The sequence below is a fragment of the Shewanella surugensis genome, assembly GCF_023284005.1.
In the GTDB taxonomy this organism is placed as follows: domain Bacteria; phylum Pseudomonadota; class Gammaproteobacteria; order Enterobacterales; family Shewanellaceae; genus Shewanella; species Shewanella surugensis.
Map to the genome: position 1 here is coordinate 17972 of NZ_JAKIKS010000022.1, position 12409 is coordinate 30380.

Below are 12409 nucleotides of genomic sequence, written 5' to 3' on the forward strand. Positions count from 1 at the left end.
GGGCATATCGGTATGTCAGAAGAGATAAATAAAGAGTCGAGTATTCGACTGTATTTAAGGCGGATCATTTTTGGTACTGATACGCCACAGGGGCGTTATTTTGATATTTGTTTAATCATTTGCATTATATTAAGCGTCGCTTTAGTTTTTCTCGATACGATAGTGTCTATTCATAGTGCCTATGGTGGGATGATTTTACAGTTGGAATGGTTCTTTACTGTATTGTTCACCGTTGAGTATATTATCCGCTTATATTGTTCAACAAATCGCTGGCAATATGCTAAGAGTTTTTATGGGGTTGTCGATTTTTTATCCATCTTACCTAGCTATTTAATTTTGTTTTTCCCCGGTGCCAATTTTAGTATGGTTATCCGTATATTAAGATTATTTCGGGTTTTTAGGGTACTCAAATTACTGCGTTACCTCAGTGAAGGAAATGTACTATTACAAGCGTTGACGCAATCTTCTCGTAAAGTCATTATGTTTTTCTTCTCCGTAAGTCTAATTGTGGTAGTGTTGGGGTCTGTAATGTATGCCGTTGAAGGCCCTTATAATGGCTTTACTTCCATTCCTAAATCCATTTATTGGACCATAGTGACGATTACAACAGTGGGCTATGGTGATATCACTCCAGTCACTGAATTAGGGCAAGGCATCGCCGCGCTAACAATGTTAATAGGCTATTCTATTATCGCAATCCCAACAGGGATTATTACTGCTGAAATTTCACAAGAAATGCGCAGAAATAGAGATCTAAGACGCTGCAGTAATTGTTTAAAGTTAGGGCATGAAACCGATGCAGGTTTTTGTAATCAATGCGGTAACGAATTACAAGATGTTGTTTGAAAATAAAAATAATAATAATGAATAAAAGGAACAATATGGCAGCGGCCAAGTTTGTAGAAGGACCTATTTTAAAGCATATTTTAGTCATGAGTTCAACAGCTGCAGTGGGTATTTCAGCCTTATTTATCGTTGACTTATTGGACATGTTCTTCTTAAGTTTACTGGGAGAATTAGAGCTCGCAGCTGCGGTGGGCTATGCCGGAACCATCTCTTTTTTCACCACAGCGATAGGGATAGGTTTATCGATTTCTCTTGGTGCCTTAGTCTCACGTTCTATTGGGGCGAAGAAAGTGGATCAGGCTAAACGATTACTGGTGAATAGTGCCGTTGTGACGGTGATTATTAGTCTTTTGGTGGCTTTTATTGTCATGTTATTTATTCCTGAGTTACTGGCACTCATTGGGGCGAAAGGACGAACGGCCGAACTCGCAGCCAGTTACTTGTATATTCTTGTCCCTTCATTGCCTGTTATTTGTTTAGCCATGTCTTTCGGGGCTGCATTACGTGCTGTAGGGGATGCAAAACTCTCGATGATATCGACCTTGGTGGGAGGGGGCGTCAACGCTGTTTTAGATCCCATTTTTATCTTTGCTTTAGCGATGAATATCGAAGGCGCGGCGATTGCATCAGTACTGGCACGTCTTGCTGTTCTGTTGGTCGCAGGAAAGGGGGTTATTATTAAACATCAATTAGTGAGTCGCTTTAGTCGGCATGATTTTATCGCCGATCTTAAGCCTATTTTCAGCATTGCTGGACCTGCCATGTTAACGAATGTGGCCACCCCTATCGGTAATGGCGTCATCACCCATACTATTGCCGATTTTGGTGATGGTTATGTGGCGGGTTGGGCGGTGATAGGCCGATTAATTCCCGTATCATTCGGTATGATTTTCGCTTTATCAGGTGCGATAGGGCCGATAGTGGGACAAAATTACGGCGCGTTATCTTTCATGCGTGTCAAAGAGGCATTGACTAAGGCATTACAATTTTGTGTTGTGTATGTGGTGGTGGTATCACTTGTTTTATTTTTATTGAAGCAAGAAATCATTATTTTGTTTGATATGAAAGGCGATGCTGCCGAGATTATTGATTTTTTCTGTCGATATATAGCGATATTTTTTGTCTTTTCAGGGGCATTATTTGTAGCCAATGCCTCTTTTAATAACTTAGGTAAAGCGAAATATTCAACGGTATTGAATTTAGGAAAAGCCAGCTTAGGCACTGTGCCTTTTGTCTATTTTGGCGCTCAATGGGGGGGAATACAGGGGGTACTCATTGGGCAAGCTTTGGGCTCGATAGTTTTTGGTATTGTAGGCATTTGGATGGCTTATCGATTAGTCGATAAAGTGCATGCTGCTCACGATGCTAAATTACAGCAGCATGGTGATGTTACTGAGGTTGAAGAGATAAACACGCAAGAAGAAGCTGATTTTTGTGTGACGAGCCAAAACCCGTTGTCTTCCTCTTGTGCACAAATGGCGCAATTAACCGAAGAGCAAGACTGTGATGCCAGCATTGAATTAATCCGCGTCAATGATAAGTCACGTTTCAAGTAAAATAAATCATAAATTATAGGGCTAAGCGGTTAAGATGAGAGGTTAAGAAAGGGATCCGTGACCTGAATCTCATCTCTTCAGGTCATTTGGGTGATGATATTTTAACGCTGTTTATTTTTCAGCATTGGTGTTCTCTTCGTCCGTTGGCGTTGGGGAAGCATCATCGACTGGGTTGAGTAATGCTTCTTTTTCTTTTAATGCTTGATTAGCCGTACGTTCGGCTTTAGACACATATTTTTTGATGGTAGGCGGCGTATGTTTATTGAGTCTTGCTTTCGCACGTTTTGCCGTTTTTTTAATAATCTTTTGTTTTCTGTTCATAATCTTCTATGTATGACGCCACATTGATTTACCTAATTACGTTAATTTTACCTGAAAGACGAGACTCTCGCCACAGCTGTATTTGGATTGGGTTTAAGCGTTTTTTAATATCTCACCCTTAAGGGGATTGAAGGGGAGCAGATCATCGTTTGTTATTGCGTTTTGGGTTTCGATTATTGTATCTTAGCGATTGTTTTATTTAATGAGCAACAATAATGACAAAGTCAATGAATAATATCTCATTTTTCGAGCGTTTTGAAGCGGATATTTTGGCTAAACGCAAGACTATTACCTTACGTGATGAGTCTGAGTCACATGTTAAAGTAGGCCAAATATTAAATGTTTATACCTTTGAAAGTGACCGGGAATTTTGTAAAATTCACGTCCGTGGCGTGACATTAGTTGCTTTTGATGCACTTGAACAGCGCCATGCCGAACAAGAAAATATGACATTAGCGCAATTAAAGGCACTTATTCAGGAGATTTATCCAGGGATCAGCGTGCTTTTTCTCATTGAGTTCAGCTTGGTTGAATCACGCTAGCTGAACCCTTTATTTTTTATCGGGTTGGGGATAATGGCTGTGAGGTTTAAGAACCAAACTTTTGCTTGTCGAGAGTATTGGCTCCTTCAAGGCATTCGCCTCTGATCATGCCTCGAGTATCTTCAATTAATCGATACAGTTCTATATAACCTTTACGGCAAAAATCGGTCATTTCCAGTGTCTTTTTTAAACCTAATTCTGTTTGCTGCGTGAGTAATTCAAGAGAGTTTTCTGTCTGCTTTCTTTGCATTTTTGAGGGAAGCTGCTCATTTCTATTCTTGCTCATTTGAGCAGGGTTATTTTTTCGCGCTTTTTCCGGTGACATATTTTCCTCTATTGAGGAAAGGGAGACTCGATAAGTAAACAGCTTTAAACCGTCATCGGCAATAGAAGTGATAAATGAGTCAGTAATTTGCCCAGAAAAATCCTGTGGACGAATAGGTTTATTACTGCAAGCAAATAACAAGGGTGTGAATAGTACCAGAAAGATCAGTTTGTTCATTACAGATAATTACATCGAAAAGGCTAATTTTAACAACTAGCATAACGCATGCTTAGCTGAGTAGAAAGCGAGATAATGCTTAAGTGAATTGAGAGCTTAGGAAGTGGAAGTGATATTGATGGGAAATATCACTTGTTTATGATGTCAGTGGTTACAATGACTTTTAGCACAGTGATAATGTGGGTCAATGATTTCTTGTTAACAACAGGATTTTGATGTACTCGATCTTGTTGAAGAGGTTCAAAGATGATTGGTAGCAGCCCTGTTTTAATAATTATTATTTATTAATGAGTTACAGTTAAGTTAATGTGATTTATATTAGACATGTGTCAAGATTTTTTGGTTTAGGTATTCCGTTAAATTATTGAATTTTAGCGAGCCTTAATAGGATTTGTGTTGTTGGTATGTTTTAATAAAGTAAGTGTTATGAATGCAATAATATAAAGGATGAAAAATGATTAAAACTGCCGATATGTTGATAGATGAAGCGAAACTGCAAATAAGTTGTCTCGATATTGCTTCAGCGCAGGCTTTATATGAACGTTCTGAAGCGAAAGTGATTTTAGATGTCAGAGAAGCCGAAGCAGCAGAAAAATCAAAATTGAATGATTCTCTGAATATTCCCAGGGGATTAATTGAAATGAAAATGCCTAAACTGTATACAGATCCCAGCACATTGATCTTAATTCATTGTGCTGGAGGGGGGAGAGCCTCATTAGCCGCGCAATCGTTGCAAAAAATGGGTTATACCAACGTGCATGCCATCGCCGCTAAATTTGAGGATATTAAAATCACTTTTGATTAAACGATACTTATTTTTTAGCTTAATAACCCTATACTGATAAACATGAATAGCGAAGTTATCCATGTTTGTCATCATTTCTTATGATTAATGTCGTTAAAGACTATTTGTTACTATTCAATGAAATATTAATATATTAATTTTACTATTTTCATATAATGGGGGATTGTTTATTTCTGTTATTTTAAGTAAAAGTGAGTAAATTAGTTATTTTATTTATACGAATAAAATAACTAATTTCAGTTGTTAAGTTAACTGGGGAGGTTTTAATAAAGTAATAATGTGACAAATTAATAAAGTTTAATGTATTGGTTGTCTATAATTCAAGCAAGCATTCCAACTGATTAATACACCTTATTTTATTATAAAACAATTGCTTGTATGGGTTATTTCGATTTTAACTAATGAGGAATGCTTCCTGCGTTAGACTTTGGTCTTGTATCTTTTGGTCTTTTGTCTTTTAATATTAGGAGTGTTGAATGTATTGATTTGCCTCTATATGGTATCGAGAAATTGTTATTTTCAATAATATTTTTTATACGTGCTAAATGATTAATAATAAAAATATGAGGTGTTTTATATGTCAACAGAGATAGACGGAACCACGACCAGTGATTTTTTGGGATTAAAAATTGTTGCTGAGTGTACCTTGGTTTATACCTTTGGGAGTTATACTGCAATTACTATAGGGCAATACAATGATGTGAAAGTTTCAGCGTCAGTTTCTGCCACTCTTGGTTTAAAATTTGAACTGAATGCGGCTGCAAAATTTAGCATTGATTTGGATTTTGTTAGTTTTTCATTGTCACGTACTGGAGTAGAAGGTAAGTCGTCAAAAGTGTATTTGGAACAAACGAAAGTATTTGGCTCGCTAACCAAAGTGGCAGCGACAGAAACTAAAGCAACATTGTCTAAGCTTGAGGCACTTGAAGCGAAGTTGGATCTGATTAATACCGATATTACCGCAACAACAACGGCAATAAAGACTGTGGCGACTGAACTGGCTTCGACCGTGACTAAAATCGGGACGACTGTGACTCAGATTGAAACAAAAACGACTGCAATAGATGATATTGTGACGCGTATTGATACGGCGGAGACGCAAATTACCCAAGCAGGTGTTTATTTAGCGAATCATGAGGCTGCGCTTGCTTCTTCGGATATCACCATTAATGACAGTGGGATCAACATGTTAAGTTAATTATGCTTATATTGTTTTATCCTTATATCTTAGATGCTTATTGCTACTTTCAGAATATAGAAGCAGAAAATTAAGCCTTTGTATGGAGGTTTGTCGACTCTATTATGATTTCACTTCTAATGGCCATTCTCAAATAGAGTGTCGTCAGCATACCGATCAAAGCACAACACATGAGTAGTGAAAATAAATACTGATAGCCTTCAATGCCCGAATAGTTATCGAGTAGGTGACCCGCTATGGGTGCGAAGAAGACATCAGGGGTAAAACCGATCACGGATATTAAGCCTATGGTGATCCCTGTTTGATGTGCTGAAACTTTATTCTCCTCTAATAAGGCAAAGTAGATCCCACGAACGGCAAACACAGTGATAAAAGTCAGGCTTAAGGTTAAGTAAATGAATTGGATATTGAGTGACTGTGGAGAAATCACCGTCAGTATAAGATAGCTGATTGCCATCATTCCAAAACTAATAGCAATCACTTGACTGGCTAAATAGCGATCGGCAAGGTAGCCTGCACCGATGGCAGCCACTGGCCTAAGATAAGCCGATAGAGAAGCGAAACTGGCGGCATCTAATGGATCCAGATCGAGTATATCGACAGCGTATAAACTGTAATAATCGATACCTTTGTAGCCACAATATGCGCTGACGACAATCGCGGCTTGTAACCAAACACTGCGCTGTTTAAAAATATTAAGATTATTCAAGATTGAAGGGCGTTTTGAGCTTGCTTGTGTGGCTTTAACGTCAGGGATTAACCACCATACGAAGCCTGCACTTAGGAGAGTCATGGTTGTATAGAAATAAATGACTTGTTTAAAGGCGTTGGTTTGTTCCTCTGGGCTTGCTTGATCAAGGCCGTTTGGAATAAGTTGGCTTAACAGAAAGACAGCGAGTGAAGCGACAACTGCCGCGACAAATCCTCGACCGCCATCGAGTAGACCAAATGCACGTCCTTGGGTTGACTCATCACCCCATTCCCGTGTGGCTTTTAACATGGCGGCCCAAAAAAGAAAAATAGAGGTCATACCCCAATAGCCGTAAAGTAACGCTAACATCCCTTTATTGGGGATTAGGGCTAAATAAAATCCACCAAGCCCCGTTGCAATAAGAGAGAGGGTCAGGAGTTTTCGGGTCGAGATATAGTCAGCTATTGCCCCGCCAGGAAAGTATGCCAACATAGCGGTAATACCGTAAACGGCATAGATATTACCCAAATCAGTATTGGACAGAGAGAACACATCCAATAAGGTGGGTCTAAAAAATCGGGCAACATGAAAAGGCAAGGAAAAAATAATCTCACCTGCAAAAATAAGTGCAAATAGTGCAAGGTACTTGGTTTGCTTACTCTCTTTATATGCTGCTTCTATGATTCAATCATCCGTCGTGGTTCTAGTGAAATATACCAAAGCCGTTGAAAAATCATCTTAAATTGACTTGATTATCGTCTATGTTACGATATTCTATTAATACTGAATACCAATAGTGTCCTGAATTATCCAGAACTTGGGATGTTGAGCGTCAAATGTTTTGAACATTATGGTTTATTGCGATAATTTAACGGATAGCTTATGTATTTCGGGCCCAACAACAAAAGCAATAACGGCAGCAACAGGCCAAGCAAGAATGAAGGCGTTAAACCAAATTCATTTGACCAGCCTAAATTTATCCAGCTAATCCAAAAGGTCATGAGCGTAGAGAGTAACAGTGACATGATAATGGCAAAAATAATACGTTGTTTCATTGTTGGGTGACTTTTAAACCGGCCGTTATCCATAGTTGTGTCATGGGCATTCCATTTGTTTAATAAAGTGAATTTACGTTAGTGGTTAGAGTATAGGTAAATGAAAATTTCATAGGTAGCCTGATATAATCAATCTTAAATTCCAAAAATGAGATCATAATTCCATGCTTGATGATATGGCTTTGTTTGTTCATATTGTGCGTTATCACAGTCTTGCGAATGCGGCTAAAAAATTGAATATGTCTGCAGGGACCTTAACAAGACGCCTACAGAAATTGGAGCAAAGACTGGCTTGTCAGCTCATTAATCGCTCTGCGAGACAATGTGTATTAACTCAAGAAGGTGAGACGTATTATCAGGCCTATGCCGATTTAATTGAGCAGTTTGAAGTCATCCAACATAATTTGCGCGCCGATCGATCGGATATGAGCGGAAAATTAAAAGTGCTGGCACCCACGAATATCTCTATTGGCTTCTTACAGCCTATGTGGTAATGCTTTATTAAAGCCTACCCTAAGATCTAATTTGAAATACTGTTAAATAACCAATTAGAAGACTTAGTGTCATCGCAAGCCGATCTGGCTTTGCGGATCGGGCCTCAAAGTGACTCGAATTTGTATCAACAGCGCCGACGGTTATTGTAGCCTCATTGGATTATATTAAGCGGCAAGGACTGCCTCAAACTCTGGATGAGTTGAACTCACATCAATTAATCGGTAATCCGAGTGTGCTTGTTTGGCATTTAACGGATGAAGCGTCAGCACAACAGAAAATCTTGTATCCCAAGTTAGAGATCATTACCAATGATATCAGTTTAATGACCCAATTTGTTTGTGATGGTTTAGGGATGGTTTTACTGCCGATGAGCCAAGTGAATACCCAAATCAATAACGGTTTGTTGCATCATGTATTACCCCAATGGCGAGGACCTGAACGTGAACTGTTTGCCGTATGGCCAAGTGGACGGTTATTGAGTGTTAAAGCTAAGTGTTTACGGGAATATATGAAAGTCTATATTAATGATGTGTGGCTTGTTATTAATAAGAGTGAATGATTTCTTTAAGTCTGATGATATTAAAGCATCAAGGGGAACAATGGCAAACGATGTTAATGATTAAATGACACTCATTAAGAAGTGAAGTCAACAAGATTGTCATTTTCAAATCATTAATCTAATTTAATGTAATTTACATGGTTCGTTTTTGTTTTTATATAACCACTTGGTTTGTATGTTTTCGTTATATATAGAGTGAACTATCTACATATTCCATTACAAATACAAGGATGATGGTATTCATTGTTATTGATATGCTACCTGTAATTGTTTAGTAAATATATTGTATGAAGGCATAACATGAATATTGTTAACTTTTTTTATAGACACATTTATTACGTATTCTGTGTGGGGGCCTTGTTACCTTTATTTAGTTTGGCTGAAATATTAGTGGATCGATTCCCAGATGTTAAAGGTCAGCTTGAGTTTGATGGTGTCGTTCATGATTACTTTCTTGATATGCCTGAAGGTAGTCGTGTGTTTTTTCAGGTGAAAGGTGGGGATGGTAGTGGGGGGTATATTAAAGGTGCTAGTGATAGTGATGGTGGCGTAGGTGCAACCGTTGGTCGAGAGTTTATAATCGGAGAATTAATACCTGTCGGTGCTAAAATGCGTTTTATTGTTGGCGGACAAGGGCTTTCATATCACGAGAGTAACTTTGCTCATGGAGGCAGTGGCAGTGGCATTTTTTACCAAGATCCTGTAACAGAAGATTGGCACCCTTTACTTGTGGCTGGGGGGGGGGGAGCAGGAGGTAAGCATGGAGTGTTAGGTGAAAATGGTTCTGCGGGTGTAGGGGTGGGGGATTTTTCTGGTGGTGATGGTGGACAATTTGGACGTGGTGGTGATGGTACTTATAATAAAGGACCGGATAAAAGCTCTGGGATAGCAGGTGGCGGAGGCTTATACAGCCGAGGGGGGCATGTGACTGCTGATCAACATCGTAATAGTGATCATGATTCTGGATCTCGCGGTGGTGCGTCTGCGTATCCAGTTTTACGAGGTTATTTTTATGGTGGAGGGCATAATGCTTGCATTCATAAGAGTAAATCAGGGTTCGAGCTAGGGCAAACAATCCACTATTGGGATAAATGTGATACTGGCTCTCAAGAAAATCAAGAGTGGAGTTACGATTCAATTACAGGGCAAATTAGAAGTTCAGCGGATCATCAATATTGCTTAGGATTTTCGCAAAGCGGTAACAATACTGAGTCAGCCATATTGGCGAAGTGTTCTATCGATAATAATAACAGTCGCTTTGTGTATTTTAACAAACAGTTTCATTTAAAACGCGAACCTGAGCGATGCATTGCGCGTGAAAGTAATAATGTTGGTGCAAATATTACGCTTAATACTTGCCATGAAGATACTATCATTGAGAATAAGAGCACATGGGTGGTGAGTTTTTGTCCTCATGGACAAGAATATCAAACCAATGCTTATCACCCTATTTGCGTAAATTATACTGCGCCCACATGGCAGGAGTATCAGCGTATTAATCCAGGTCCAAGCGGTGGCGATTATGGTATTTTTGGTGTGGGTGGAGGTGGTAACGGGATTGCTGAGGAATTAATCAGTACAATTAGCGCTGGTGGAGGAGGTGGAGGATATTCAGGTGGTGGTGCAGGCGCTGTATCGGGTGGGCTTTCTGTAGGGGGTGGTGGTGGGGGCGGCAGTTATATAGGTCCTGATGGCAATTGGGATGAAAATCAACTCAATGATGACTTTGTTGCGAATGATGGTCATGGATATATAGGCTATCAATTACCTGAAAATATTTCCTTGTTATTATCTCTAGGGGAAGGAAAAGTTTATTTAGAGTGGGAGGCAGAGACATGCGCTACTCTGTATCGTATTTATAATGATGATCACTTATTAGCAGAGCAAAGTGAGGTGATGTGGAATGGTGAAGTAAGATCTATAAATAACCCTAATTATCAAGTGATTGGTATTAATGATCAAGGTGAGCAATGTGCTGTTTCTTCAAAGTTGAGGGCCTTTGATGAGGTTATTGATTGGCTCCATGTGGGTCTATCTATTACGCAAGGTGAGGTGGGCTATATCAAGCATAATGGGGTAACGATCTGCAATACAGGTAACTGCTCGATTCATTTGCCAGTTGCATTAGATATTATTTCATTAACGGCATCGACTAATTATGCCAATACACGGTTTATCGGTTGGAGCGGAGCTTGTAGTGGTAGTGGTGCTTGCCAAATATCGACGGATAAAGGGGATCAATCCTTGAAGGCTAATTTTATTTATGAGCCGCCCTACGGACCTTGGTAGTCTCGCGAGTAAAGTAATTTTAACTTTTCTCATGAGTAAATAGAAATATTGGCGCATAAATGAGTGATATCTTATTTATGCGCCATGTCGTAGATTTTATCGTATATGATTTTAAATGCTCGAACTTGAGAGTGAGTGGCAAGCTTTATTTAATCGTTACCGTATAATCTTCGACTTCTCCATCACCAATATAACCGCAAGCCGAGGTAGGTTCGCTATTGTATTTCATGGCAATACGCATCCGAGTGGTGCCCGTCATCGCGGATGAGAGTGTGATTTGATCGTTTAATTCAGTGCTGCCAGATAAGTCACTTAAGATTGTTTCACCATTATCAGTGAAGTCTCCATCTTGATTGAGATCGATCCAAACTTTCCAATGTTCAGTATAAGCACCTTGTACAAACCCTGGGGTTAAGGTGATCGGCGTATTGCTGTTGGCGCTTAAGGAAATCGTTTGCGCGGTGAAGTCTGTATAGCCATTCGTTCCGCTGCCATTGGAATGGTTTTCAAACGAGGCAATGGCGATTTTATTGATGTATTCATAATCGGTGCCTCCACTGACATCACAATAATTAGGGTCGGTATTATCGGGGTTTTTAGTGAGAGTGATATCGTCAATAGTACTGTTACTACGATTGATGAAACGTATGCGCATATCATTACCCATTACATCAAAGCGCATCGCCCCGTAATTATTGTTGTAGCGCTTTTGACTGCCAGAGACACAGCAATTGTCAAAATCGTATATGCCACGCCCGCCCAATCCATTGACGAAATAGTGGATACCATCGCGCTCTATACGTTCATAGGAATGATCGTGACCCCCGAGGACTAAATCTGCTCCCCAGTTGACATAATCGAGTTGCATAAAGCTGTTGTTGCCATGGCCGCCACTGGAGTAAGGTGGATGATGGAAGAAAACTACTTTCCAAGTGGCTGTTGAATTACCTAATTCTGTTTGTAGCCATGTTATTTGGCTATTACTGAGGGAATCACTGTTAACGGTGAAAAATTCAATATTACCTTTAGTGAATTGGTAATTGCTATCGGTGCAAGGAAAGACATCATCATAGCCATTGGTGCCATTCCAGTCATGATTACCAAATGAGGGATAAAAACGGTTCTGGGTACAGGTATCGCTTATATAGTCGCCATAGTAAGGCACGACAGAGACATTGTAATTATATTCATAATCATTATCGCCTAAAGTGATAATGAACTCTGGGCTCCAACTGTCAACCAAGTTGGCGACATCAGAGCGAGCTGAGCCACTGTCCCCATAGTCGCCGATAGCGGCAAATGTGGTGCCCTTAACAGCATGAATGTTGAGTATGAAGGAAAAGAGTAACAGCAATAAAGTTATCATTTTACGTGAGTGCATTCCATTTTTCTCCGTTTGTGGATGAATATGTCATTGTGTTTTGGATCATCTAATACCACGAAATTACTTGATCGGCCCTAAGCAGAGTCCATTCTTAAATGCCAATTAACTAGGCTATTCAGATGAGCCTATTTCAGAGGAGTCTGAAATGAATATATTTAATTGATTT

Annotated in this window: 13 protein-coding genes; 8 read left to right on the forward strand and 5 right to left on the reverse strand. The window is 39.4% G+C overall.

Annotated features, from left to right (window positions below):
- Nucleotides 1-12: 12 nt before the first annotated feature.
- Nucleotides 13-846 (forward strand): ion transporter, encoded by an 834-nt coding sequence (locus L2764_RS07600; RefSeq protein ID WP_248939621.1) that lies wholly within the window; start codon nt 13-15, stop codon nt 844-846.
- Nucleotides 847-881: 35 nt separating this feature from the next.
- The gene (locus tag L2764_RS07605) at nt 882-2402 is read left to right on the forward strand and encodes an MATE family efflux transporter (RefSeq protein ID WP_248939622.1); all 1521 of its coding nucleotides are present in this window, start codon (nt 882-884) and stop codon (nt 2400-2402) included.
- Between the two features lie 111 nt (nt 2403-2513).
- Here L2764_RS07605 and L2764_RS07610 read toward each other — a convergent pair whose 3' ends face one another.
- Nucleotides 2514-2723 carry a DUF2986 domain-containing protein gene (locus L2764_RS07610; protein ID WP_248939623.1) on the reverse strand — a complete coding sequence of 70 codons (210 nt, stop codon included), beginning with the start codon at nt 2721-2723 and terminating at the stop codon, nt 2514-2516.
- 215 nt (nt 2724-2938) lie between these two features.
- Between L2764_RS07610 and yqfB the strand changes: the two genes are divergently transcribed.
- Nucleotides 2939-3265, forward strand: a complete 327-nt coding sequence (gene yqfB / locus L2764_RS07615) for a N(4)-acetylcytidine aminohydrolase (RefSeq protein ID WP_248939624.1) — start codon at nt 2939-2941, stop codon at nt 3263-3265.
- Nucleotides 3266-3311: 46 nt separating this feature from the next.
- On the opposite strand, the gene L2764_RS07620 is transcribed toward yqfB, so the two are convergent.
- The gene (locus L2764_RS07620; RefSeq protein ID WP_248939625.1) at nt 3312-3767 is read right to left on the reverse strand and encodes a hypothetical protein; all 456 of its coding nucleotides are present in this window, start codon (nt 3765-3767) and stop codon (nt 3312-3314) included.
- A 454-nt stretch (nt 3768-4221) separates the two neighbouring features.
- On the opposite strand from L2764_RS07620, the gene L2764_RS07625 reads away from it, so the two are divergent.
- Together L2764_RS07625 and L2764_RS07630 are read left to right on the forward strand one after the other, a co-directional pair.
- Nucleotides 4222-4572 carry a rhodanese-like domain-containing protein gene (locus L2764_RS07625; RefSeq protein WP_248939626.1) on the forward strand — a complete coding sequence of 117 codons (351 nt, stop codon included), beginning with the start codon at nt 4222-4224 and terminating at the stop codon, nt 4570-4572.
- Between the two features lie 577 nt (nt 4573-5149).
- Nucleotides 5150-5770, forward strand: a complete 621-nt coding sequence (locus tag L2764_RS07630; protein ID WP_248939627.1) for a hypothetical protein — start codon at nt 5150-5152, stop codon at nt 5768-5770.
- 70 nt (nt 5771-5840) lie between these two features.
- On the opposite strand, the gene L2764_RS07635 is transcribed toward L2764_RS07630, so the two are convergent.
- Both L2764_RS07635 and L2764_RS27980 read right to left on the reverse strand, forming a co-directional pair.
- Entirely contained in the window at nt 5841-7058 is a 1218-nt protein-coding gene (locus tag L2764_RS07635; protein ID WP_248939628.1) for an MFS transporter, read from the reverse strand.
- Between the two features lie 251 nt (nt 7059-7309).
- Nucleotides 7310-7516, reverse strand: a complete 207-nt coding sequence (locus L2764_RS27980; RefSeq protein ID WP_446539677.1) for a DUF2798 domain-containing protein — start codon at nt 7514-7516, stop codon at nt 7310-7312.
- Between the two features lie 164 nt (nt 7517-7680).
- Between L2764_RS27980 and L2764_RS07645 the strand changes: the two genes are divergently transcribed.
- The 3 genes from L2764_RS07645 (at nt 7681) to L2764_RS07655 (ending at nt 10859) form a co-directional block, all read left to right on the forward strand.
- Nucleotides 7681-8010 carry a LysR family transcriptional regulator gene (locus L2764_RS07645; protein WP_248939629.1) on the forward strand — a complete coding sequence of 110 codons (330 nt, stop codon included), beginning with the start codon at nt 7681-7683 and terminating at the stop codon, nt 8008-8010.
- A gap of 155 nt (nt 8011-8165) precedes the next feature.
- Nucleotides 8166-8570: a LysR substrate-binding domain-containing protein gene (locus L2764_RS07650; RefSeq protein ID WP_248939630.1), complete on the forward strand. Its 405-nt coding sequence runs from the start codon at nt 8166-8168 to the stop codon at nt 8568-8570.
- 300 nt (nt 8571-8870) lie between these two features.
- Complete coding sequence (locus L2764_RS07655; RefSeq protein WP_248939631.1) at nt 8871-10859, forward strand: RICIN domain-containing protein; 1989 nt, start codon at nt 8871-8873, stop codon at nt 10857-10859.
- A 145-nt stretch (nt 10860-11004) separates the two neighbouring features.
- Here the strand turns inward: L2764_RS07655 and L2764_RS07660 are convergent, their stop codons facing one another.
- Nucleotides 11005-12240: a GEVED domain-containing protein gene (locus tag L2764_RS07660; RefSeq protein ID WP_248939632.1), complete on the reverse strand. Its 1236-nt coding sequence runs from the start codon at nt 12238-12240 to the stop codon at nt 11005-11007.
- Between the last annotated feature and the right edge of the window lie 169 nt (nt 12241-12409).

Coding starts and splice junctions, on each gene's coding strand:
- L2764_RS07610 (WP_248939623.1), bottom strand. CDS start 2,723: ATGAACAGAAAACAAAAGATTATTAAAAAAACGGCAAAACGTGCGAAA.
- yqfB (WP_248939624.1), top strand. CDS start 2,939: ATGACAAAGTCAATGAATAATATCTCATTTTTCGAGCGTTTTGAAGCG.
- L2764_RS07645 (WP_248939629.1), top strand. CDS start 7,681: ATGCTTGATGATATGGCTTTGTTTGTTCATATTGTGCGTTATCACAGT.
- L2764_RS27980 (WP_446539677.1), bottom strand. CDS start 7,516: ATGAAACAACGTATTATTTTTGCCATTATCATGTCACTGTTACTCTCT.
- L2764_RS07605 (WP_248939622.1), top strand. CDS start 882: ATGGCAGCGGCCAAGTTTGTAGAAGGACCTATTTTAAAGCATATTTTA.
- L2764_RS07600 (WP_248939621.1), top strand. CDS start 13: ATGTCAGAAGAGATAAATAAAGAGTCGAGTATTCGACTGTATTTAAGG.
- L2764_RS07620 (WP_248939625.1), bottom strand. CDS start 3,767: ATGAACAAACTGATCTTTCTGGTACTATTCACACCCTTGTTATTTGCT.
- L2764_RS07660 (WP_248939632.1), bottom strand. CDS start 12,240: ATGCACTCACGTAAAATGATAACTTTATTGCTGTTACTCTTTTCCTTC.
- L2764_RS07630 (WP_248939627.1), top strand. CDS start 5,150: ATGTCAACAGAGATAGACGGAACCACGACCAGTGATTTTTTGGGATTA.
- L2764_RS07655 (WP_248939631.1), top strand. CDS start 8,871: ATGAATATTGTTAACTTTTTTTATAGACACATTTATTACGTATTCTGT.
- L2764_RS07625 (WP_248939626.1), top strand. CDS start 4,222: ATGATTAAAACTGCCGATATGTTGATAGATGAAGCGAAACTGCAAATA.